General features: G+C 52.8%; 20 protein-coding genes. 16 read left to right on the top strand and 4 right to left on the bottom strand.

All coding sequences use genetic code 11. From position 1 onward, the window contains the following. The first annotated feature begins 75 nt into the window (after window positions 1-75). The 10 genes from ABH909_RS11335 to ABH909_RS11380 all read left to right on the top strand — a co-directional run bounded on the left by ABH909_RS11335 (window position 76) and on the right by ABH909_RS11380 (window position 11,815). Complete coding sequence (locus ABH909_RS11335) at window positions 76-1,641, top strand: recombinase family protein (RefSeq protein ID WP_429433120.1); 1,566 nt, start codon at window positions 76-78, stop codon at window positions 1,639-1,641. A 29-nt stretch (window positions 1,642-1,670) separates the two neighbouring features. Next, window positions 1,671-2,549, top strand: coding sequence for a ParB/RepB/Spo0J family partition protein (locus ABH909_RS11340; protein ID WP_429439838.1), 879 nt, complete (start codon window positions 1,671-1,673; stop codon window positions 2,547-2,549). Beyond that, the gene (locus ABH909_RS11345) at window positions 2,549-3,454 is read left to right on the top strand and encodes a plasmid partitioning protein RepB C-terminal domain-containing protein (RefSeq protein ID WP_429433122.1); all 906 of its coding nucleotides are present in this window, start codon (window positions 2,549-2,551) and stop codon (window positions 3,452-3,454) included. Before ABH909_RS11340 ends, ABH909_RS11345 begins: the two co-directional genes overlap by 1 nt. Window positions 3,455-4,233: 779 nt before the next feature. Continuing rightward, window positions 4,234-4,665 (top strand): DNA methylase, encoded by a 432-nt coding sequence (locus tag ABH909_RS11350; protein ID WP_429433124.1) that lies wholly within the window; start codon window positions 4,234-4,236, stop codon window positions 4,663-4,665. Window positions 4,666-4,746: 81 nt separating this feature from the next. Continuing rightward, complete coding sequence (locus tag ABH909_RS11355; RefSeq protein WP_429433126.1) at window positions 4,747-5,586, top strand: alpha/beta fold hydrolase; 840 nt, start codon at window positions 4,747-4,749, stop codon at window positions 5,584-5,586. A gap of 203 nt (window positions 5,587-5,789) precedes the next feature. Continuing rightward, window positions 5,790-6,038, top strand: a complete 249-nt coding sequence (locus ABH909_RS11360; protein WP_217858829.1) for a hypothetical protein — start codon at window positions 5,790-5,792, stop codon at window positions 6,036-6,038. A 229-nt stretch (window positions 6,039-6,267) separates the two neighbouring features. Next, the gene (locus tag ABH909_RS11365; RefSeq protein ID WP_429433128.1) at window positions 6,268-7,986 is read left to right on the top strand and encodes an ATP-dependent nuclease; all 1,719 of its coding nucleotides are present in this window, start codon (window positions 6,268-6,270) and stop codon (window positions 7,984-7,986) included. A gap of 154 nt (window positions 7,987-8,140) precedes the next feature. Next, window positions 8,141-9,361 (top strand): UvrD-helicase domain-containing protein, encoded by a 1,221-nt coding sequence (locus tag ABH909_RS11370; protein ID WP_429433130.1) that lies wholly within the window; start codon window positions 8,141-8,143, stop codon window positions 9,359-9,361. 183 nt (window positions 9,362-9,544) lie between these two features. Continuing rightward, window positions 9,545-10,744 (top strand): PIN domain-containing protein, encoded by a 1,200-nt coding sequence (locus ABH909_RS11375; RefSeq protein WP_429433132.1) that lies wholly within the window; start codon window positions 9,545-9,547, stop codon window positions 10,742-10,744. Between the two features lie 555 nt (window positions 10,745-11,299). Next, the gene (locus tag ABH909_RS11380; RefSeq protein WP_429433134.1) at window positions 11,300-11,815 is read left to right on the top strand and encodes a DUF4823 domain-containing protein; all 516 of its coding nucleotides are present in this window, start codon (window positions 11,300-11,302) and stop codon (window positions 11,813-11,815) included. 187 nt (window positions 11,816-12,002) lie between these two features. On the opposite strand, the gene ABH909_RS11385 is transcribed toward ABH909_RS11380, so the two are convergent. After that, window positions 12,003-12,953, bottom strand: coding sequence for a hypothetical protein (locus tag ABH909_RS11385; RefSeq protein WP_429433136.1), 951 nt, complete (start codon window positions 12,951-12,953; stop codon window positions 12,003-12,005). 419 nt (window positions 12,954-13,372) lie between these two features. On the opposite strand from ABH909_RS11385, the gene ABH909_RS11390 reads away from it, so the two are divergent. Next, on the top strand, window positions 13,373-13,606 hold the full coding sequence (locus ABH909_RS11390; RefSeq protein WP_429433138.1) for an antitoxin Xre/MbcA/ParS toxin-binding domain-containing protein: 234 nt from the start codon (window positions 13,373-13,375) through the stop codon (window positions 13,604-13,606). A 122-nt stretch (window positions 13,607-13,728) separates the two neighbouring features. Here ABH909_RS11390 and ABH909_RS11395 read toward each other — a convergent pair whose 3' ends face one another. Further along, on the bottom strand, window positions 13,729-13,956 hold the full coding sequence (locus ABH909_RS11395) for an AbrB/MazE/SpoVT family DNA-binding domain-containing protein (RefSeq protein ID WP_429433140.1): 228 nt from the start codon (window positions 13,954-13,956) through the stop codon (window positions 13,729-13,731). A 116-nt stretch (window positions 13,957-14,072) separates the two neighbouring features. After that, window positions 14,073-15,323, bottom strand: coding sequence for a hypothetical protein (locus tag ABH909_RS11400; protein ID WP_429433142.1), 1,251 nt, complete (start codon window positions 15,321-15,323; stop codon window positions 14,073-14,075). Window positions 15,324-15,641: 318 nt separating this feature from the next. On the opposite strand from ABH909_RS11400, the gene ABH909_RS11405 reads away from it, so the two are divergent. Genes ABH909_RS11405 through ABH909_RS11420 form a run of 4 tightly spaced genes read left to right on the top strand, consistent with a single transcriptional unit; the run spans window position 15,642 to window position 19,013 of the window. Beyond that, window positions 15,642-16,181: an AAA family ATPase gene (locus tag ABH909_RS11405; protein ID WP_217858900.1), complete on the top strand. Its 540-nt coding sequence runs from the start codon at window positions 15,642-15,644 to the stop codon at window positions 16,179-16,181. Between the two features lie 3 nt (window positions 16,182-16,184). Further along, window positions 16,185-17,864, top strand: a complete 1,680-nt coding sequence (locus tag ABH909_RS11410) for an adenylosuccinate synthetase (RefSeq protein WP_217858899.1) — start codon at window positions 16,185-16,187, stop codon at window positions 17,862-17,864. Between the two features lie 3 nt (window positions 17,865-17,867). Continuing rightward, window positions 17,868-18,518, top strand: a complete 651-nt coding sequence (locus ABH909_RS11415) for a DUF7002 family protein (protein ID WP_429433144.1) — start codon at window positions 17,868-17,870, stop codon at window positions 18,516-18,518. Window positions 18,519-18,542: 24 nt separating this feature from the next. Continuing rightward, entirely contained in the window at window positions 18,543-19,013 is a 471-nt protein-coding gene (locus ABH909_RS11420; protein ID WP_429433146.1) for an NUDIX hydrolase, read from the top strand. Window positions 19,014-19,213: 200 nt separating this feature from the next. Here the strand turns inward: ABH909_RS11420 and ABH909_RS11425 are convergent, their stop codons facing one another. After that, window positions 19,214-19,882, bottom strand: coding sequence for an HD domain-containing protein (locus ABH909_RS11425; RefSeq protein ID WP_429433148.1), 669 nt, complete (start codon window positions 19,880-19,882; stop codon window positions 19,214-19,216). 669 nt (window positions 19,883-20,551) lie between these two features. On the opposite strand from ABH909_RS11425, the gene ABH909_RS11430 reads away from it, so the two are divergent. After that, window positions 20,552-20,944, top strand: coding sequence for an antitoxin Xre/MbcA/ParS toxin-binding domain-containing protein (locus tag ABH909_RS11430; RefSeq protein WP_429439840.1), 393 nt, complete (start codon window positions 20,552-20,554; stop codon window positions 20,942-20,944). The last annotated feature ends 507 nt before the right edge of the window (window positions 20,945-21,451 follow it).

Here is a 21,451-nt window from a genome sequence, read left to right on the forward strand (position 1 = left end):
TACGAAGAAACGCAGTGATATTTCACTACCTGAGACGCACTTTATCGGTCGTGGCTCAGGTTGAGGGCATTGCCAATGCGGACGCTCATTGGTGAGGGTGTGGATCATGTTGATTCGACTGCGGCCTTGGCCGCGGCGTACGTCCGTATGTCCACGGAGCATCAGCAATACTCGACAGAAAATCAGCTCGATGCCATTCGCCTATATGCCGTCACGCACGACTTGGAGATTATCAAGGTTTATACAGACGCTGGAAAAAGTGGTCTCCGTCTGGAAGGTCGCGACGCACTGAAACAGCTGTTTTTCGACGTGGAAACTGGTTATGCGCAGTACTCGACGGTGCTGGTCTATGACGTGAGCCGATGGGGGCGTTTCCAGGATCCCGATGTCAGCGCAAGCTACGAGGTTCGCTGCCGCCAGGCCGGCGTTTCCGTTCAATATTGCGCAGAACAGTTCACTAACGATGGGTCGCCAGTGTCGAACATCGTCAAGAGTGTCAAGCGCATGATGGCTGGGGAGTACAGTCGGGAATTATCGGTGAAAGTCTTTGCTGGACAATCGCGCTTGATCGAGATGGGGTATCGCCAAGGAGGGCCGGCCGGGTTCGGACTTAGGCGTCAATTGGTGGACGCCAGTGGATCAGCAAAGAATGAACTGGGTTTGGGTGAGCACAAGAGCATACAGACAGACAGGGTAGTCCTGGTGCCTGGGCCGGCAAGCGAAGTGGAGATGGTTCAGCGCATTTACCAGTTATTCGTGGAGGAGGGTCGGAACGAGCGCGAAATCGCCGAGTGGTTGAACGCTCGCAGGGTACTGAATGATCGATCTGCATTGTGGTCGCGAGGCACGGTGCATCAGGTGCTCATCAATGAAAAGTACGTCGGCAACAACGTCTGGAATCATAGTTCCTTCAAACTGAAGCAGACGCATAAGCGAAATCCCCCAGAGGAATGGATCAGAGCAGATGGAGTGTTCCGGCCCATTGTCAGCATGATCCTTTTTCAGGCTGCCCAGGCAATCATCCAGACTCGTTCCTACCGCATGCCAGATGACGTAATGCTAAGTATGTTGAAGAACATCTACCAGAGCAAAGGTTACCTATCAGGGCTTGTGATTGATGAGTCTGAGGGATGTCCCTCCAGTAGCGCCTATCAGCACCGCTTTGGAAGCTTGCTTCGCTGTTATTCGCTGATCGGCTATACCCCCGCACGTGACTACCAATACATCGAGGCCAACCGGCGCCTTCGACAGATGCATCCTGTATTGCTTGGCAGTACGACCGACAAAATTGCGGAGGTGGGAGGCCAAGTCTTGGTAGACCCTGCTACAGACCTGATGTTGGTGAATCAGGAGCTAACGGTTTCCCTCGTGTTGTGTCGCTGCCAAGTCACGTTAGCCGGTTGCAGGCGCTGGAAAATTCGATTCGATTTAGGTCTGAACCCAGACGTCACGATCGCTGTGCGAATGAAAGAGCAGGAGGAGGCCGCTCTGGATTACTACATATTACCCACCGTCGAAATGGATGCGCCGCAGCTGCGCCTCGCCGAGAGCAACCAGTCCAATCTCGAAATCTACAGGTTCGACTCTTTGGATATTCTTGCAGAGCTGTCCCGGCGCTCTGCCTACCGGAGGATGGCATGACGGCCATACCCACTCATCGCAAAGCCTTGATGCATGTCGCTGAGGAATCGGTCATCCAATTGATTCCGTTGGATAGGATCCGCGTGCTCAATCCGAGAATGCGTAACCGGCAGATCTTCGCCAAACTCGTGGAAAACATCTCGGCGCTGGGCTTGAAGCGTCCTATCACGGTAACGCCTACTAGCAGTGGTGCCGAGACTTTTGAGATTGTCTGCGGGCAGGGGCGCTTCGAGGCTTTTCAGGCTCTGGGAGAAAAAAGGATTCCTTGCATCGTCGTCAATGCCAGCGAGGCTGATCGATACCTCATCAGTCTGGTCGAGAATCTTGCACGAAGAAAACACTCGAACCGCGAACTTTTGTTATCGATTCAGCTCTTGTCAGAGCGAGGCTATACCCCTCGGCAAATCGCCAGTAAAACCTGCCTGGACGTTGCCTACATTCACGGAATCCTTCTGCTTTTGCGGCAGGGAGAGGAACGACTGATTGCGGCAGTGGAAAAAGGCTGGGTCTCTATCGCAATGGCGACAGAAATTGCCCGCTCCGAAGACGGTGAAGTCCAACACGCGATGATGGAAGCCTACGAAAATGGTGTGCTCAGGGGGGAGCAGTTGATCAAGGTTCGTCGGCTGATTGATAAACGAAAGATGCTGGGGAAACGTTATGGTCAACAATCCAACGTGGACAGGTTGACCACCCCCCAGAAGCTCTTGAATGTCTATCAGGCTGAAGTCCGCAGACAAAAAGTAATGATCAAAAAGGCAGACATCAACGAACAGCGTTTGCTCATTATCGTAACGGCCATGCGCAAATTGTTGGCCGATGAGTACTTCATTACGTTGCTGCGCACCGAAGAGATTCCGGATATGCCTAAGCCTTTGGCGGACAGAATATTTGGGGAGACGACGTGATGGCCGAAGTTAAGCAGGCATTTGAACAACGTATTATTGCCATTCCTCTTGAGCGAATTCTTCCTTCCCGCAAGGTCGACAAGGTCATCCAGGGCAGTAAAAAATACGCCAGCATCCTGAGCTCAATCAAAGAGCTCGGCATTATCGAGCCGCTGGCCGTTCACCCTAAGCCCGTCGTGGCCGGCGGTGTTTCGATGTACATGCTGTTGGACGGTCACCTTCGTCTGGAAGCGCTGAAGACGCTAGGCGGTACCGAGGCTCTTTGTTTGATCTCGACCGATGACGAAGGCTTCACCTACAACCGACAAATCAACCGGCTCACCCCGATTCAAGAACACAAGATGATTCTTGCTGCCCTGAAGAAGGGAATCGAGGCCTCCCGCATTGCCCAGGTACTGGGAATCAACGTTGACCGTATTCATGAGCGAGAGAAGTTACTGAACGGTATTGCACCCGAGGTGGTTGAGATGCTGAAGGTTCGAATGGTCGCGCAGGACGTGTTTCGTTCGCTCAGACAGATGAAACCTATTCGGCAAATCGAGACCGTGGAGATGATGATTTGCGCAAACTGTTTTACCCAGAATTACGCCCGCATGGTGTTGGCGGCAACAAGGCCGGAGATGCTGGTGGAGAAGAAGAAAAAAATGGCGGGCGAGGTTAACCCCATAGATATCGCGCGTATGGAGCGTGAGATGGAGAACCTGCAGCATGATTACAAGCAGGTAGAGGACACACTGGGTGAAACGATGTTGGTTCTGGTTGTCGCGAAAGGCTATCTCTCACGTTTGCTTCGCAATGACGCAATTGCAGCTTACCTGAAGTGTCACTACGCAGAGTTGCTTGAGGAACTGCAATCCATCATGGAAGCGGTCACTTCAGATGCCCGCCAGCTTGAACGAGAGTGATATTGGGCGCCCGTGCTGGCGGGCATAGGAAAAGATCCTTCATGCCCGCGAGGCCCTGCTCGACTTTTCGAAGGGCCTCCTCAGACATCTAAGGGCCACCCGCGACAGGCTAGCGATCCTATAGGAGTGGATCATAGGCTCAGGATGTACGTCCTACGCCGCTCTGACGGGGATGCTCGGCATTCAGTAGTGAACAAACAGCATCTGCTTCCGCTCTAACCTTGAACACGCCATGCTTGCTAGCTGAGCCTCCCTCGACGAGATCAACAACCCTGTATCGCTTACTAGCATCGTCCAGTGTGGTGGTCTCAATCACTCTGAATCTTGCGTGCATGGTTGCTTTCCGTGCATGAGATTGGTGTCCTACAAGTACCGGCAAAAGGAAACGATTTCAAGAACAGGACTTGCTTCAGCTGAGACAATTTATGACAGTGCAATGTGCTTCTCTTCGCAGGAAGGACGGCTTAGCAGTAGATGGCGTGCTGAGGCATTTTTCTTAAAGTCGCTGCTTCGGGCCAGCGGGCCCGGCTTAGCCATAGGTCTTTCAGATGGAGTTGAAAGTGCTGTCATCGATAAAGGAATACCAACCAGGGCCCCAGATCTCACAGAGCACTTGGATGACCCTCGGGCTGCCTTCACGCGGTACCAGGCTTCATGACCAACCATTAGGTGCCGAGCAAGGAAATGGGTTCCTTTATTAATGCTTCGTCACCCTGGAGCATTCGCGGTGGTGCGGGGTCTGATTCATGATTGAGATCATGGCTTGAAGGAAACAACAGGTGAACAAAACCGTCAGCGCACAAGACTTGCAGATCGACCTTAGAGGTGCGAACGAAGCTGCTCTATTCAAATGGCTGGTTGCCAGTTTTCTGATGGGTAAAAGAATTCAGGGTGCAATTGCCGCCAATGCATACAAGGTCGTCGTCGAGCAGCATCAGCGAGACACACCGCAAAAGCTCGCGCACTGCACCCACCGCCAATTGGTCGTAATGCTTGGCCAGGCTCATTACGTGCGTTACGACGAGACCACCGCGTCGCGATTGCTCGCATTGGCAAGCAAGCTGAACAATGAATACGCCGGCAAGGTGAGCAACATCGTGGAAGCCAGCGCTGATCGTCAGGCATTCGAAAAACGCCTGTCTGAATTTGAAGGGATAGGGCCGAAGACTATCGAGATTTTTATGCGGGAAGCAGCCGCTTTGCTGTTCTAAACACCCAGAACCTGTTCACCTACATGAATCGGAGGCCTTATCCACCACTGCCATCTCAGTTACGTGCAGCAAGGGGAAAACATGACAACGCACAAACTGACCATTAAAGACTTGCAGTTGAACGTTTCAATCTGCGGTCAAGGCTCGCCGCTGCTCTTGCTCAATGGCCTCGGTGGTTTGATCCGTACCTTCGATCCCCTGCGCGATGAACTTGAGGACTACACGACCATTACGTTGGACGTACCAGGAGTCGGTAAATCGCAAATGCCCCGCTGGCCGATGCGTCTGCCGCGTCATGCTGACTTGATCGCCGAGATGCTCAAGCAATTGGGAATCGACCAGATCGATGTGTTTGGCGTGAGTTGGGGTGGTGCATTGGCGCAAGAATTCGCCCTGCGGCACCCGAGAATGGTGCGACGGCTGATCCTTGCGGCGACTTCAGCCGGCCCGGTGGTGCTGGTGAAACCCGCCGACATCGTGGATTTTTTTGACAGAAGCAAAAGCACCAAACAGCGCAAAAAAGAAGGCTCGCGTAATTCGATACAGTCACTGCTGCGTTTCGGTGTGGTGAAAGGCATGCTCACCGTTAATCCGCGAACCTATTACCACCAGCTCGCTGCCTTGGTCGGCTGGACAAGCCTGCTGCGGCTCTTCCATCTGCGCCACCACACGCTGATCCTCACAGGCGACCGCGACACCCTGGTGCGGCTGTACAACGCGCATATCCTGCGCCGCAACATTCGCCTTGCCGAATTGCATGTTCTACAGGGCGAGGGACATTTTTTCGTGGTGACCAGCGCCAAGCAAACTGCCAAATTGATACGCGAATTCCTCTGCCATCAGCACGGTGATGAAGGGAAGGCGCCGATGATCGCCAACGGCATGTTCATGCCACGCCTCCTGCAACCCAAAAAGAGTTGATCGCTGTTGCCTGCTAATGAGTTTGTCCTGTCGTGCAAGCGCGCTATAAGGCCGTTGAAAACGTAGGCGTGGCAGGGCAAAGCAAAATCGATCAGCCTATTTTAACGCTTCAAAAAAATGAACGGCTTTCGGACACGCTCGCCTAATTCTTAGCTTGTGGACAATCCCACAGCCAATGTGCCAATACCGGCATGCTCCGAGAGGTGGTTAACGTGGCTAAAGACGATAAGAAAAGCAAAGGTGATGCTTCGAAAGCCAGCAAGGAATTGAAAGACAAAAAGTCATCACCGGCAAAGAAATCAGCTGCGGCCTCGGCTCTTTCGAAATCTTCCGAAAAGAAAGACAAGAAAAAAGATGCCGAGCCTAAGAAATCTGCAAAAAAAGCTGATAGCAAGCCAGAAAAGGCGAAGAAATTAGAGAAGGCAGAGAAGTCGGCGAAAAAGAAAAAGTGAGATCTGCTGTCTGCTAGGGCTTTACGCCCTAGCTTTCTCAGACTGTGTTGTCTTCGATTAAGCCAAGGTCAAACCTCTTGCTGCGAAGCTAGAGCGTCGACGACCGTCGCTCTTTCGGGCGTGAGCCCGGCTGGCAGAAGGGGCATGGCCTTGCAATGACAGTGATTTGTTGAGTTATCTTCCGCTGCAGCTACCCTGATTGCATTAGGCCATTTCTTTCGGGTGATTGATGCGCGTTGAACAGTTGAAGGTCAAGAATTTCAGGGGCATTAAACATCTCGAATGGAACCTCATGGCGCAGTCGATCTGTTGCCTGATCGGCGTTGGAGATAGCGCTAAGACCACCGTTTTGGATGCCGTAGAGGCAGCATTGTCCCCACGTTGGATGACCTTCAACGAAGCCGACTTCCACCATGCCAACACAGCGGAGGACATCGAGGTTGAGGTCACGATCGGAGAGTTGTCGCGTGCACTGCTCTCCGACGGGCGCTTCGGCCTTTACCTTCGTGGTCTTTCTTCCGAAGGACAGCTCAACGATGAGCCTGAGGACACAGACGACCCTGTTCTCACGGTAAGGTTGTCGGTCGATGCGACCATGGAGCCAGTGTGGTCATTGGTCTGCGATCGCTATCCCGTTCCTAGGATTCTATCGAACAGAGACAAAGCAATGTTCTGTCTCGTTCGCCTTGCTGGTGACGAAGCACGGCATTTGACCTGGGCGCAAGGATCAGTGCTGTCGAAGATAACAGAAGCGAACGATGAGACTGCTCAAATGCTGGCTAATGCCTATCGCTCTGCTCGTCAAAGCGCAGATCTTGGCTCTATCCCAGAGCTGGCTCGGGCAGCGATATCCGCCGAGACTGCGGCTCGATCACTCGGGGCCTATATCAATGAGAGTTATAACCCTGATCTTGAACTGGGTCGCGGCGGGTTCAGCTCGGGCTCGATTGCACTCCACGACGGCTCCGTGCCGCTGCGGTTAGCGGGGCTTGGCACCAGACGCTTAGCCACTCTAGCAGTGCAGCGTTCAGCAATCAGCGAAGGGGCAATTGTGCTGGTTGATGAGATAGAGCAAGGGCTTGAGCCTCATCGTGTTCTTGGGGCGATGGCCCAGTTGAAAAAATGGCAGAAGGAAGCAGAAAGCGCACATCTCGCTAAAGGTCAGATCCTAATGACAACTCACTCGGATGTCGTCTTGGCAGAGTTACCCGCGCCTTCACTTTTTATCGTTTCCCGCTCTTTAGGCTCGGTTTCCGAAATCAAGCATGCTTTATCCAGTGGCGATATCACCCGAGTTTTGAAAGGCGCGCCACGGGCATTGTTTGCTAGGCGAATCTTACTCTGTGAGGGTGCAACGGAGTGGGGGTTAATGCTCGGAGTTAGGGAGCACTACCCAGATCGGCATGGTGGCGTCCCTATAGAGCAGATGGGCTCTGCCATCATCGATGGCGGTGGATCAGCGGGCCCACCATTGGCACTCGCTCTGCGGGCTCTCGGATACCACGTCGGTCTGTTCAGAGATTCGGATCGAAAGCTAGATGCTCATTTTGCTACCAAACTCCAAGCGCAAGGCGTGCGGGTCATCGAATACGGTGGGGAGCTCAATACCGAGCGAGCGGTCTTCCAATCAGCCAATAACACTCAAATCGAGAGCCTCCTTGAACTGGTGACTGGCTTCATAAGCGAGCCTACGCTGATGGATCATCTTGAAAAAGGGTTTCCAGCCATAGATGTGACAGAGAGCTTCGACGAGTGGGATCTGGTAGGCGACGACGCTAACCTTCGGTTTCGCATGAGCGATTTAGCTGCCGAGAAAAGCTGGTTCAAGACTGCTGAGCGCGGTCGGGCCATATCTCCTATTGTGTTGGAGATCATGAATGGCTCGCCTGCATCGGCGATAGGCGCATGTTTCAACACCGTCGAGAACTGGCTATATGGTAACGCCTGAGTCCATCCTCTCCCTTAGCCGCAAAGCCATAGTGGCCCCGGCTGGCCATGGGAAAACAGAGCTGATCGCCAAGGTCGCAGCACTAGGCCGAAGAACTCTAGTACTTACTCACACCCACGCAGGTGTTCATGCCATCAGGGCGCGACTAAAGCGAATGCACGTGCCCGCAGATACCGTGGTGGTCGATACGATCGCATCCTGGGCCCGACGATATGCTCAAGCATTCCCAAGTCGCTCGGGAAGGCCGGCGCTGAGCCTTAACAAACCCAACTGGGATGATGTGTACCTTGGCGCGGTATCCATCCTGATGAGCCCGGTCGTCCAAGAGGTTATCAAGGCCTCCTATGACCGAGTGCTGATAGACGAGTATCAGGATTGTGAACAGCATCAGCACTCCATTGCCGCTTGGCTATCAAGCATTGTTCCAACTGTGATTTTTGGCGATCCGATGCAGGGCATTTTTGAGTTCGTCGAAACTAAGATCGGCTGGAGCGCATCTGTCGCAAGCTATTTCACTCATGCCTACGAGCTCGAAACCCCCCACCGTTGGGCAACGGCGAATGTGGAGTTGGGCAAATGGATTGCAGCTACCCGGCAGAAGCTTATGACCGGGCAACCGATAGATCTCAGGGATGGGCCGGTCACCTATATCCAAAGCAATGATGCGTTTGACATGTCGTTGTTCTTTGATGGATTTGATTCAAGGACGGGCTCAACTGCGGCGATCAACTGCTGGAGGAACACCTGCAATCAACTCGCGAAAAGTACCAAAGGCGCTTTCCAGTCAATCGAGGAGATCGGAGCAAAGCGTCTGATGGACTTTGCCGAAGTGTGGGACATGCCGGAATCTACTCCCCAGGCTCGATCCGACGCCTTGATGTCTCTAATGGATGATGCTGTGACTCGCGTTTCGGCTGATTCAGGGGTCGCCACTGATGTCGTCCTTGACCTGGAAATCTACGCCGCATGGGCAAAACTCTCGATTGGCGGATCCCCCGATAACGCTTTGGATGTGCTGAAGCTGGAAAGGAGTCATCCTCATACAAGGACGTACCGAGGTGAGCTCATCGGGGACACCAAGCGCGCTTTGACGGAGCTTGCGGATGGCCGACATCAGAGCCTGGTAGCTGCGTCGGAAGCTGTAAGGCAGCGACTAAGCATGACCGGTCGGGCCACTGTAGCGAGAACGATTTCGACTCCGTTGCTCCTCAAAGGCTTGGAGTTCGATCACGTCTTGATCCCGGACGCAATGCATTACGTGAAGCAGAAGACTGCTGCGGCGAAGTTATTCTACGTGGCGATTTCCAGGGCTAGGCATACTCTGACAATCTCAAGCAAAACGCCGATTTTGGAGTTTCCCCTGCCCAACCTCTAGACAGCCTTCGTTGTCACTGAATGTCAGGCATTAATGGAGCAACGATGGAAGAAATTCTACGATGGTCGGGAAGGCTTCCCTACGGTTCCAGCCTCCTAGAAGGTTCATCCTTGGCCGCGCCCTGCCGAAGCGTGGTAGTGATCAAAGTTTGCTTGAGGCCTAGCTGCACGCTAGGGACTGAACATGCCCTCTGATGAACCTTATCTGGACTTCGCCGCCCTCACTCTCGACAGCAACATACTTCGAGGGCAGCGTTATAACTTCGACGGCGGCATCCTCAAGCAACTGGAGCAATTCAGCGGTAGCCCCGTCGAGATAATCCAACCTGACGTCATACATTTCGAAGGCGTGACTCACCTGTCCTATGAGATCAGTGAAGCCTTGAAGGGGGCCAGGAGCAATTTAAAGGCTTTGGGCAGGTACGTGGAAGTTGAGGGCTTCACAAGCTCACATTTGGGCGCTGAGGTAAATCCCAGCGAGCTAGCCGAGCATAAACTCAATCAGTTCTATAAACGCATCAATGGACGTGTGATACCCAGCTCGGAAGCGGACGTCAGCACGTTGATGAAAATGTATTTCAACTCTCAGCCTCCTTTCGATACGGCCAAGGACAAAAAGCACGAGTTCCCTGACGCCGTGGCGCTGTTGGCGCTGGAAAGCTGGGCGACCACTAACCAGAAAAGGATGGTGCTTGTTAGCAAGGACAAAGGCTGGAGAGCGTTTGCAAATAATTCTCCATTGCTGCACGTTGTCGAGGATGTTTCAGATGCGCTAGCCCTGTTCCAGCCTCATACCAAGGTAAAAGAGCTGATTGCCTTGCTGCAATCTGAGGGACTTCTTGAGATCAACAGCGCATTGTTTAAGTCAATATCCGATGAGATAAAAGAGAGCGCGGTAAACCAAGAGCCGATGATCGATGCTGGCTCTTTGTTCAACTTCGAATATGACGACGTTCAGGTTGAGTACGTCGGGCATAAATTTGCCTCCCATACAGCCGACGAGAAGCTCAGGGTAGCTATCGTTCTCATCGACGAGGATAAGGTTGTTCTGAGCCTCAATACGCTTGTAACCATTAAGGTAACTGCCCAGTTTGCATTCACCCAATACGATTCAATCGACAAGGACTATGTACCGCTCGGAGGCTCTGTTGAGCAGAGGACTGTCAGTTACGAAGCTGATGTGCTACTTCATTTTGAGGGTGACTGGACAGACGTCCCGAACCACCTACTGCTGGGTGAGATAGAGATCCAAGGTGAGCTTGAGCCCGTGGAGTTCGGAGACGTTGGGCCGGATTACTCTCACGAAAGCGATCAGCAACAGCGTTGGGATTATGAATGGGAGCAGGAAAAAGATAGGCAGCGTACTGAAGACTCGAAGTATTGAGCAATGACCGCAAGCTCGTGAGCAAGCATCCTACGAGGCGAGGCTATGCCATACCTTGTCTAATCCACAGTTGGAAGCGCTGCGTGCCACACCAGAAGCAGTGCTTCGTAGGCTCAGTCGGTGATCAACTTGCTGAGTAGCGTCATGCAGTAGAGGGATCCACAAGGTCACCTTGGCATCACCTTGGCGCTGCAGAAGCATGACAATTTCTTAGAGTGAACACATGAATGCCCAGCGCGCCGTCCGTCAGCACCTGGCAGACCTCGCGGGCGGTGAGTGGAGAGGTTGTGTTCAAAATTTTCCGTCCTGCGGATGTTCCTTTTTTGTGCCGCTTTTCCCGCTTGAGCGCAGGGAGGCTAATACCCGCTATACGACATCCATCGAGCGTATTCATCCGCATGCTAGAGCATGGTGTACATCCCTTGTCAGGGGGGGGGCAAACTGTCCGGAATCGGAGATTCACAAGTATGTGCTGGCTGCGCGTAAGTTTACTGGGAGCTTTGCTATATTCAATTGATCTCTAAATGCCATGCAGGCTCTTACAAGGATGTGTTGATGCGCATATTCCTGACTCTCGCCTTAATTGCTGTGCTCTCTGGTTGCGCGGACTCACACCGCTGGTCACCACAACAAAATGGCTCAGCACGTATTACGCCAAGCGAGCGGATCTTCGTCACAACGCCTGCTGACGGCGAATACGGTGATAACGTCTACAACGGCTCTGGTCGTAACACTACGAAGATCATTTACAACGCCACAAGCGCCAAATCCCGTCTGGTGCGTATTGGCGGTTTGGCTGAAAATTTTGAGGATGCCATCGCCCAAGCTCAGCGCGCAGATCAAGACATCTTGATCTTCCCAACCATCCTGCACTGGGAGGATCGAGCGACAGAATGGTCGATGATCCCTGACAAAGTAGAAATCAAAGTCGAAGTCATACGGGTTCAAACTGGCGACGTCATTAGCTCCGGGATTATCAAGGGCAGCAGCGGGCTGGCTACTTTCGGAGGGGATCACCCCCAAGACCTGTTACCGGAACCGGTTACTGAGTTTGTTTCGTCACTGTTTTAAACTGACTGGCAGATACCAGTAAGGCCTCGAGTGAGTTGTTCGGTGTTCAGGCGTGACTGCGACTGGTCGGGATGTCTCATCCATTTCGCGCCCGTAGAAAATGGACACCATCGTTTCATGGACTGGGATCAGGAAGGTGTGTTGGCTAGACAATTACGGAAAAGTCCACTGCACCTTACTCCCTTCCCTACTTGTCGTACTTCGATGGCAGCGGACAGTCATAATTGACGTCTATCATATCGAGATTTGTCAACTCGAAAGTGGCGTAGTTACGTTCGTTATAGACTTTCACGCTCGGCTGCCCATACAGAAAAACGAAAGCGGTTGGTATCGGTTTTTTACAGACCTTGGAAAGCCTGACTGCCATGAGATTCTTCAGCTTGAAACTATCGATCAGAGAATCCGAAACGAAGGTAGACGTCACCAGATTCTCGCCCCCTTGCTTGAGACTTTTCTTGAACTTGATTCTGTAGGCCTTATCATTCTTAGTCCGATCGACATAAGCCCACCCGTAATAGATAACCGGATATTTTGGAAGATCTTCTAGATCTTGCTCCCATATGCATTTAAAAATGCTGCTATACAGGACGTCTTGTCCGAGAATATTGAGGCGACGAAACTCGATACTCCCATCTTCTCGATACCGTATATACCGGCTGACAATCGACCGAACTGAGTAGACGGGGCCGCTAGGGCCTTTTTCGCCTAGCTTTGGCGTATAGGGCTTACGGGCCTTTGCAAGTTTCTTTGCAACCTGCACGTCCGCACCAGGATCCAGCTTACGCTCCTCATAGTACGAGTCGGGGCGATCCAGCTTGAAAACGTCTACGATAGACTGATCGACCGTCTGACGCTCTCTGCTCTCAGGGGCTGCTGGCTCTATGACCTCTTTGAAAGGGGCCTCTTCAGGAATCCCGCATCCCCCACTATGAGCGCCGATAACCCTGAAATGTGGCACCACCTTCATGTTCTGAACATCTTTGTCCAAATTGGCGCAGGTAACCTGAGCGCTACAGTCCGCCCCTGGGCAGATAAAGGCCTTTTTGCTCGTGATCACCCCTGACCAGTACAGATCATAGGCTCGATCAGGATCGACAAAGTCGTTAGCTTCAATGCTGAAAGCGAGATCCAATGGCATGGCGTGCAATCCCTAAACTCACTGACCGACTGGACGTCGATGGTACCTGAAGAAAAGCCGCTATCCTGCGACAGGTCTAAGATATTGCAGATAAAACCATTGTTACAATCCTCCGTTATCTTACCGTAACCTTGACTCGCGAGGAGGCTCGCGAGATGGAAAGCGGGCCGGCTTAGTTGTAGGTTTTTCAGATGGAGGAGAAAGTTCTGTCATCGATCAAGGGAATACCAACAAGAGCCCCAGATCTCACTGAGCATTTGGATGACCCTGGGGCTGCCGTCACGCGGTACCGTGCTTCATGACCTAGTTCACGAAGGACTGTCTTTTGAGTTCCCCGACTGAATGGCGAGCCTTCTGCAGGTGTAGCGGGGGGGTATCTCCAAGGCTATTTGCATGTCACCCACAACGTTGGCGCTAGAGTGAAAGCAGGGCGGTTACATTCCGTAGAAAGCGACCGCCTGGTTGCATTGATAGCTGCCTTTGAGGAAGCCCTTTACTTGTTCGAAAGCAATGTTGCCGCAGCAACGGAATGGATGAGCACGCCGGTTCGCGGGCTTGGTTCGAAGCGTCCTCTGGATATGATGAGGATGAGGGTGGAAACGAAGGTCGTCTTCGATCTTATCGGTCGACTGGAGAGGGGAGTTTTCGTGTGAGTTTCGAGTCGACTCGTTGGACTGCTGAGCTAAAGCTACTTTGCCTATCGCTCTTTCGGGCTTTAGCCCGGCTCAATCTACCTCGTTCCTTGACTGCTTCAAGGAAGCGCATTACGGCTGCCCTATTTCACCTCGACGGTGCCCTGATGTCCGCTATTCCAGGATTCAGCGAGTTCGTCTATACGATCCGCAATTTGAGGCGTTTTTGATAGGACAAGGCAGCGCGTGTTGCCGACAAATTCTTCTATCAGATACACAGAGTCGCCGACATCCAGCTCCAACTCCTGCAACGCTTCATCAGGGATTCGAATAGCACCGTCACCATCCCATTCTTCGATCATGATTTTCATAGGTGGCTTTCTCACGTGTGGTCTCCATTGCTTCTGAGTCGACAATCCTTGCATGCGATTGACGGAGAGATGGCCCCGATTTACGCCATCCCGCTCAGAGCCGATAGGAATGAAGATTATTGGCTATGTAGCTGGTCAATCACTGCCAAGTAGCGCTGGAATGGCTCCGCAAGACGTTTGGGTAAGGTGCGGTGCCAAGTTCCACGTCGATACTCATTCCAAACGTCTTCTTCAGGACGATGGTTAATGATACCGAGGCGGTTCTTGTACCCCACCAAGGCATTGCCTTTGCCAGCCAGTAATGCGGCAATGGCAATGTGCATGAGGTGACTCGGCACGTCCTGCGGTGTCCTGGGGCGATCCAAGGTAATCGTCAGGCAGCGGTGCTCGTGGAACTCACGCCAGTCTGGCCCCGCGATGTCGCCGAGGTTGGCAATTTGCTTGGCTGCTGACTCGCTTTTGCCGTTGACGACTCCCAGTAGAACTGTAGGGCTCTGAAGCCCGAGTGCCGAACTGACCTTGGCCAGAGTCGCTTTTACCCGCTCCAGGTGCTCATCAGCGGCAAATACAATGAACTGGTGCCGGAAGTCATCCCCCTCGATTAGCGTAGAGGGCAACTGAACATAAAGTGGATAGAGCAGGTCATTCAAGTAGATGAACGTCTTGCGCCGGCCCTCATCATCGCTGGACTTCGTTGCTGTCAGCGCCTGCCGGGCCCACTGCGGTGTCAGCTGATCCAAACTCATGTCGGTGATGTCGAGGGATATGAGTGGAAAGCCCATTGAGCGACCAGCCAGAGCTTTTCGCCCATCAAATGCGTGGCCAAGCTCAATTTCGATGCCCGCCAGCACCATCGGATGCCGAAGAATGGGCTTGCCGAGCACCGCCACATCAAGGCGATAGGAGTTGCCAAACGGTGTCTTGATGCTCTGTTCTTGGGTAACGCCATTAGCCCCGAGCAGGAGATTGCCGGCCAGGTGATACTGGCTGATCGTTTCATCCCTATAGTACCAGGGCATGGCCAGCCCTGCGTTGAGTCGGCGCTGAAGCTCATCGGCTATTAGCTGCTTGGCTCGCCTGTGCTCCTCGCTTTCGCCAATATGACGTTGTCGAGCTTTTTCCTGGCTGTCGAAATAGTCCGCGGCTCGAGCGCCGCGTTTGCCGGTGTACGTTCTGAAATAACTGCGTGTTTTCAGCTTTCCATCATCATTGAAACAAGGGCTCACCCAGCTTACGAGGCGGTGGGGTTTGTCCGTAGTGACCAAGGGCCACATCTTTCGATAATGTTCCCGGCTTTTAATTTCGTAAGCCGTAATCGGAGTTTGGAAGAGGCCTTTCCGTGAAAAGACCACCAGCGCGTCATCCATAGCAATGCAATCCGAAGAGGTATAGCCAGGGAGAATAGCGCTTCGCTATTAGCCCTGAAACGCTTGAGGTCGGAGAATGTGAAACGCCGCAACGATACGCTGACGAAGCTGGTAGCTTCGTCAGCGTGGGCTGCTTGTTTGCAGAGTCAAGTGGATCCTTCAGGATTTCTGGCTCAGTGTGGCAACAGTTCGCATTCCTGAACGGTGAACTTAAAAGAGTGGTTTTGCTGCGATATTTTCTTAAAAGTCGTATCAATTTGACCAACCAAGCTACGCTTCGGGTGACATCGAATATTCCAGACAGGGATTCGTCATAACGTGAAGCGACTACTTTTGTTAAGTGGCCCAATGGCCAGTGGCAAAACATCAGTTTCTGCAGCGCTACAGGAGTACTTTGAGTTTTTGCCAATCAGCAGTGGTGCGTTTTTGCGAGGACAGCTAGCTGCCCGGAACGAGCCACCTGACCGTCATAATCTTCAGGAATTCGGCGACAGCTTGGACAGAGCTACCAATTTTTCCTGGCTCATAGAATCAGTGGCAAAACCGGCAATTGATGATCGACCGGATGCAGACAATTGGTTGCTTGATGCTGTCCGCAAGTCCCGACAGGTGGAGCTGTTCAGGCTCAATTTCGGGAATGCCGTGATGCACGTGCACTTTGTCGCGGCGGAGTCTGTTTTACAGCAGAGGTACGCTGAGCGTGGCCCAAGTCATCTCGCGGAATATCAGGCAAGCGTGGGGCATCCTAATGAGCAAAATGCGCGTTTGCTAGGAAGAATGGCAGACAAGGTTTTTGATACCGGAACACTTACTGCCGCTGAAATCGCAAGTCAGATAATGGAACTCTGGGAGAAGTAGCGCATGGAGACTCGGCAGATTGTAGTGATCAGTGGAAAAACCTGTAGTGGCAAAAGTGAGTTGGCTCATTTATTAGAAAAGGAATTCAACTTCGTTGTGGTTCGTGATCGCCGAGAGCTTCAATATGCCGAGTGGAGCCTCAGCATGGATCAGCCAACGTTTATTGATCGACGACGAGAGCTGGGCGACACCCAGCATGCACACTGGATGCTCGCTGAAACAAAGAAAATTTGCGCGGATGAGCAAGATGACCGGCCATTGGTCGTAGATCATCTAGATACGCTGGCGCAAGTACTGCAGTTTCGAGAGACCTTCGGTGCAAATTTGGTGCATGTCCACCTTTATGCGAGTGATAACACGCTTCAGGAACGCTATAGAAAAAGAGTTGAAGGTGAAGCCAGCGCTGCGCCTTATGACCAGGTCAATCAACTCAAAGACCCGGAGGAGATCAATGCACTTAAGGAAGATGCAGATGTTCGTATATACACCGAGCGCTCTGACTCCAAGGATACCCTGGTACGGGTAGCCGCCCGCTTGCACCTATTCACACCGCCCGAAATTAGATGCGTGGACGTTCTCATTGGGGGCCAGTACGGAAGCGAGGGTAAGGGCAACATCGTTTCCTACCTCGCACGAGAATACGATGTCATGGTTCGTGTAGGGGGCCCCAACGCTGGACACACCGTGGCCAGTTCCGCAGGCCCTTATACTTATCATCATCTGCCCTCAGGGTCGCGTGACGTGAGCGCGCGACTGCTCCTTGGCCCTGGCATGACTATCCGATTGCCGGGACTTTTGAGGGAAATCGAGGAGTGCGGAATCGACTCAGACCGACTATTCATCGATCCACAGGCTACCATCATTGAAGATGAAGACATTGAGACGGAGAGGGGGCATTTGGTTTCAACCATCGCTTCCACGGGAAGCGGGAGTGGGGCTGCCGCTGCTCGCCGAATCTTGAGTAGAGGTAAATCGACTATAAGGCTTGCCCGGGACGTGGATGTATTGCGTCCGTATGTCGGCACCCCCGGAAATTACCATGGCAGCACTTCGGACAGGTTGGAAGAGGCCTACCACAAAGGCCATTCAATTCTGTTGGAGGGAACCCAAGGTAGCGGGTTGAGTATTTTCCATGGTGATTACCCTCATGTGACCTCCAGGGACACTAACGTTGCAGGATGCCTAGCGGAGGCAGGGATATCACCTAGCAGGATCCGCAAAATTCTTATGGTCATACGACCAATGCCAATTCGTGTGGGTGATCCTGACGGAGACCAGGGCCACACATCTGGAACGCTCAAACTCCCTACTACCTTCGACGAAATTGCCGAATTCGCGGGTCTTGAAGCCGAGGTTTTAAACGCTGCTGAGAAGACGTCCACCACTCGCCGCAACAGACGGGTCGGCTGGTTCGAGTGGGATCAGTTCCGAAAAGCGTGCGCGCTCAACGCTCCCACCGACATCGTTCTGACATTTGCGGATTACCTTAAGTCCACGAACAGTAAGGCGCATAGGTTCGAGCAGCTCCACCCGGACACGATCAAATTCGTGGAAGAACTGGAACGCGTTTCCCAAGCACCTGTCTCGCTGATAAACACCAGGTTCTCCCGAGACCCCGACGCCAGCGATTTACGCTCGCTGATCGATCGACGCAATTGGACTGCACGTTCTGGCAGGAGATGATGGATGGACTTGGACAAGCTGATTGAGCTTTACCCTCGGGTTTACCACATGGCAGAGCGTGGAGCCTGGGATAGCATTCGCACACATGGGCTGATGAGCACGACTGCAGTCCTTGATCATCTCAAGGTCGAAGGTGGCGACCGTGCTCGGTTCGAGAGCGAGCACCGCGATCAGAAAATGGATGTGAGGGCAGGTCACCCTTCCAACATTGTGCTTCGTGATCAAAAGCCGATGCCTGAGGGGCGGTTGTTACAGGCTCTAACAAATGGGACAACGCCCCGACAGTGGTACGAGCTGATCAACGACAAGGTTTTCTTCTGGGTCGAGGAGGAAAGACTGCATCGTCTGCTCGGCGCTCGTGATTACCGCACGCTCGAACACGATGTTCTGACGCTGGACTCGGCAGCATTCATCCCAGCCTATGCTAAGAAAATATGGCTATGCCATATGAACTCGGGTAACACGTGGCCAATTCCGCATCGTCGCGATACGGAGATCTTTCGTAGAATTGCAGATTACCCTGTGAAGCCTTTGGGCAAACCGGTCAAAAATGTTGTCGAGCTGGTTGTCGATTACTCCGTCCCCAACATCGCTGACTATGTGGTGGAAGTTCGGCGTATGAAGGGCAGTGAGATGTTGGAAGTCCTTGGCTAGCGCTCATCTATACAAGGGGGAGTTATGCCGCGACGACGTTCAGCCTCACGGATTTTACTTGTCAGCCCCTCACACCGACTATTGCTTTTCAAGATCCATTACAAGACCGGTGCCTTGGCGGGGATGAGTTACTGGGCCACGCCTGGTGGTGGGTTGAGAGGTGATGAGTCTTTTGAGGCGGCGGCAGTGCGTGAGCTTTACGAGGAGACCGGTCTCGACGTTCAGTCCGTCGGTTGCAGCATCACACGCAAGGAGTTCCTCTGGCAAATGCCGGACGGAGAGCACGTACTCGCGGTTGAAAATTACTATGTGGTGAATGCAGGTGCCGAGTATTGCTCGACTACAGGATGGAGCTCACAGGAGCGCGACGCCGTATGTGAAATAAGGTGGTGGTCAGAAAGTGAGTTAATGTTTAGCACTGAAGAAATTCTGCCGCCTGATCTGCCGATCTTGTTTGGCCAAGCCTTACTCATGGCGCCTGATGGCTCAGGCTAAATATGAATCCCCTCGCCTACACAGCTGCCAGCCTCGCCACGGTTAGAAGGAAGAGGAGGGCACTCTAGAGCAGGCATGGGGTTGCTTAATGGAAAAATAAGCCAGCACCGCTGTCCCAGGCCACATGGTGAATGGGGGCCTCATGGCTCAGCTCGACTCACCCCATCATACGGAGGCGAGATGTCGGACATTCAGTCATGTCACAATTTCGTTGGGATTGGTGCTCCGATCTCATCCATGAATCCCTCCAGAAAAGTATTCAGACGATCATGTCTTGCCGCTGCTAACCGAGCACCTTCGGCTGTCTGGAATCCAGAGGCGAGCTTGAGCAGTTTTGTGTGGAAATGCTCAATGGCGAAACGTTTGTCTTGAAAGTCCCTCCCGGCGGCGGTGGGGTTTGTAAAGTCGTGCAACGCCGAACCCATTCGTCCAGAAATGTAGAATGAGCGTGCGACTCCTACCATCCCTATGGCATCTAGTCGGTCACTGTCCTGAAGAATTTTGGCTTCGAGGGTGAGGGGTTCAATACCTGCTGAGAAGCTGTGCGTTTTCACCGCGTGAGCGACTAGCTCAATGCGCAATGCAGACCAACCCATCTGTTCCAATATAGAAGAGGCTTTATCTGCCGAAAGCGTTGATGCTTGCGCTCGTAATGGAGAATCTTTTTCGACTGCCACGCAATCATGCAAAATGGTAGCTGCAAGCAATGCCTCTAAGTCCCCACCTTCTCTTTCCTGTATCCGCCGAACATTTGTCCATACCCGATGAATATGAGACAGGTCGTGGGAGCCGTCCGTGTTGTCCTCGGGTAGAAATGCGAATAAGTCGGACGCTAGCCTCTGGTAAGGAAAAAATGGCTCATCAATCATTGAAAAATCTCCTGAGGAGGACTCGAGTGCGCCGAAGCCAGGCGATACATCACTGGCTCGGCCCTCCCCGGCAGATGCAAATCAAGGCATGCCTTGGCAAAATAAGTGGGGAGTGCCGCAAAAACCAAAATAAAAGCTGACGAGGTTTTGCTCTGAGCCCACTCCCGCTTACGGGACGGGGCGTCTAAAAAGCCTGAAAGCACTACGGTCTACAAGATGGCTGCTCGATTCGCGGCAGGGGATCGATCTGCGGTCAAGGGCAGGCAGTGTGGTCGCTGTGCTTACCTCAGCATTTGCGCAAACACACCATAGTTTGTCTAATCCGTTAAGGATCGTCCGTTCCGGGGTTCAGGGGCTTATCAGGGCAGCAAGTTGACGAGAGATGCGGCTTTCACCTTGTAGTTGAGAATGATATCTATGGGCTTGTAAAGCTCCCTGGCGATCTCGGCGCTCTCGTACTCGAACAGGCAACCCCTAAGCTAGGATGACTACGCTACTCATCGAAATCACATTGTCCTGTGTCTGATAGATCTACGCAGAGGGCAATGAAGAAGTCGCTGATTCGGGCCAGCGGGCCCGGCTCAGTTCTAGGTTGTTCAGATGGAGGTGAAAGTGCTGTCATCGATGGAGGAATACCAACCAGGGCCCCAGATCCCACTGAGCGTTTGGATGACCCTAGGGCTGCCGTCACGCGGCGCCAGCCTTCATGACCTAGTTCGAAAAGGACTGCCTTTCGAATACCTCGAGCGGATAGCGAGCTTTCTGCAGGTGCAGCAAGGGTTTATCTCCAAGGCTATTTGCATAGTACCCTCGACGTTGGCGCGTAGAGCGAAAGCAGGGCGGTTCAACTCTGTAGAAAGCGACCGCGTCGTCACATTGGTTCCTGTCTTTGAGGAAGCCCTTTCACTCTTCGAAAACGATGTCGCCGCTGTAACGGAATGGATGAGCTCGCCAGTGCGAGGGCTCGGATCGAAGTGTCCAATCGACATGCTGGGGACGAGGGTGGAAATGAAAGCTGTTTTCGATCTTATCGATCGATTGGAGAGAGGAGTTCTTGTGTGAGATTCGTCAGGCCAGGGCTTAACGCATCTCTCTATGTGCTGCGAGGTGCTGCAGCTCGGTTGTCTATAGTCGTAAAAAACGGCGCCAATCTTTCGTATAACAGTTTTGCCGCAATCGAGTAGACCCGGTACTCGCTTCTTCGAAACGAGTCTCCACGGTTCAGGTATGTGCTCGTCAAGCACGACTAGAAAGTGGGATCCGCTGACTCCCACGATATCGGTTTCTGGAACGTTTCATCAAGAATCGAGAGGAGTTCTATTGCTTGATCGGATCCAGACTGCAGCTTTTCTAAATCCCACAAAGCGGAGCGGCGTTTGCGCTCTCGACGCCACAGGCCATTTACATCACTCATCAATATCTCTCTGCAGGAGTGGATCGTACCTCCCGCAAACCAAATCAGGTCAAGGAGGTGGGGGGGGCTTAGGAGACAGGATTATCAAGCCATTGCGACCTCGATCTCCATTTCGCCTACCTCTGCTAGACCCAATTTCTTAAGCAGCCCTGGAG

Origin of the sequence: Pseudomonas sp. BS3782 TE3695 (assembly GCF_050435305.1) — a bacterium.
Classification (GTDB): Bacteria; Pseudomonadota; Gammaproteobacteria; order Pseudomonadales; family Pseudomonadaceae; genus Aquipseudomonas.

Excerpts from the sequence above, each read along its gene's own strand:
- ABH909_RS11335 (WP_429433120.1), top strand. The coding sequence starts at position 76 with ATGCGGACGCTCATTGGTGAGGGTGTGGATCATGTTGATTCGACTGCG.
- ABH909_RS11340 (WP_429439838.1), top strand. The coding sequence starts at position 1,671 with ATGCATGTCGCTGAGGAATCGGTCATCCAATTGATTCCGTTGGATAGG.
- ABH909_RS11345 (WP_429433122.1), top strand. The coding sequence starts at position 2,549 with ATGGCCGAAGTTAAGCAGGCATTTGAACAACGTATTATTGCCATTCCT.
- ABH909_RS11355 (WP_429433126.1), top strand. The coding sequence starts at position 4,747 with ATGACAACGCACAAACTGACCATTAAAGACTTGCAGTTGAACGTTTCA.
- ABH909_RS11365 (WP_429433128.1), top strand. The coding sequence starts at position 6,268 with ATGCGCGTTGAACAGTTGAAGGTCAAGAATTTCAGGGGCATTAAACAT.
- ABH909_RS11370 (WP_429433130.1), top strand. The coding sequence starts at position 8,141 with ATGCACGTGCCCGCAGATACCGTGGTGGTCGATACGATCGCATCCTGG.
- ABH909_RS11375 (WP_429433132.1), top strand. The coding sequence starts at position 9,545 with ATGCCCTCTGATGAACCTTATCTGGACTTCGCCGCCCTCACTCTCGAC.
- ABH909_RS11380 (WP_429433134.1), top strand. The coding sequence starts at position 11,300 with ATGCGCATATTCCTGACTCTCGCCTTAATTGCTGTGCTCTCTGGTTGC.
- ABH909_RS11385 (WP_429433136.1), bottom strand. The coding sequence starts at position 12,953 with ATGCCATTGGATCTCGCTTTCAGCATTGAAGCTAACGACTTTGTCGAT.
- ABH909_RS11395 (WP_429433140.1), bottom strand. The coding sequence starts at position 13,956 with ATGAAAATCATGATCGAAGAATGGGATGGTGACGGTGCTATTCGAATC.
- ABH909_RS11400 (WP_429433142.1), bottom strand. The coding sequence starts at position 15,323 with ATGGATGACGCGCTGGTGGTCTTTTCACGGAAAGGCCTCTTCCAAACT.
- ABH909_RS11410 (WP_217858899.1), top strand. The coding sequence starts at position 16,185 with ATGGAGACTCGGCAGATTGTAGTGATCAGTGGAAAAACCTGTAGTGGC.
- ABH909_RS11415 (WP_429433144.1), top strand. The coding sequence starts at position 17,868 with ATGGACTTGGACAAGCTGATTGAGCTTTACCCTCGGGTTTACCACATG.
- ABH909_RS11420 (WP_429433146.1), top strand. The coding sequence starts at position 18,543 with ATGCCGCGACGACGTTCAGCCTCACGGATTTTACTTGTCAGCCCCTCA.
- ABH909_RS11425 (WP_429433148.1), bottom strand. The coding sequence starts at position 19,882 with ATGATTGATGAGCCATTTTTTCCTTACCAGAGGCTAGCGTCCGACTTA.
- ABH909_RS11430 (WP_429439840.1), top strand. The coding sequence starts at position 20,552 with ATGACCCTAGGGCTGCCGTCACGCGGCGCCAGCCTTCATGACCTAGTT.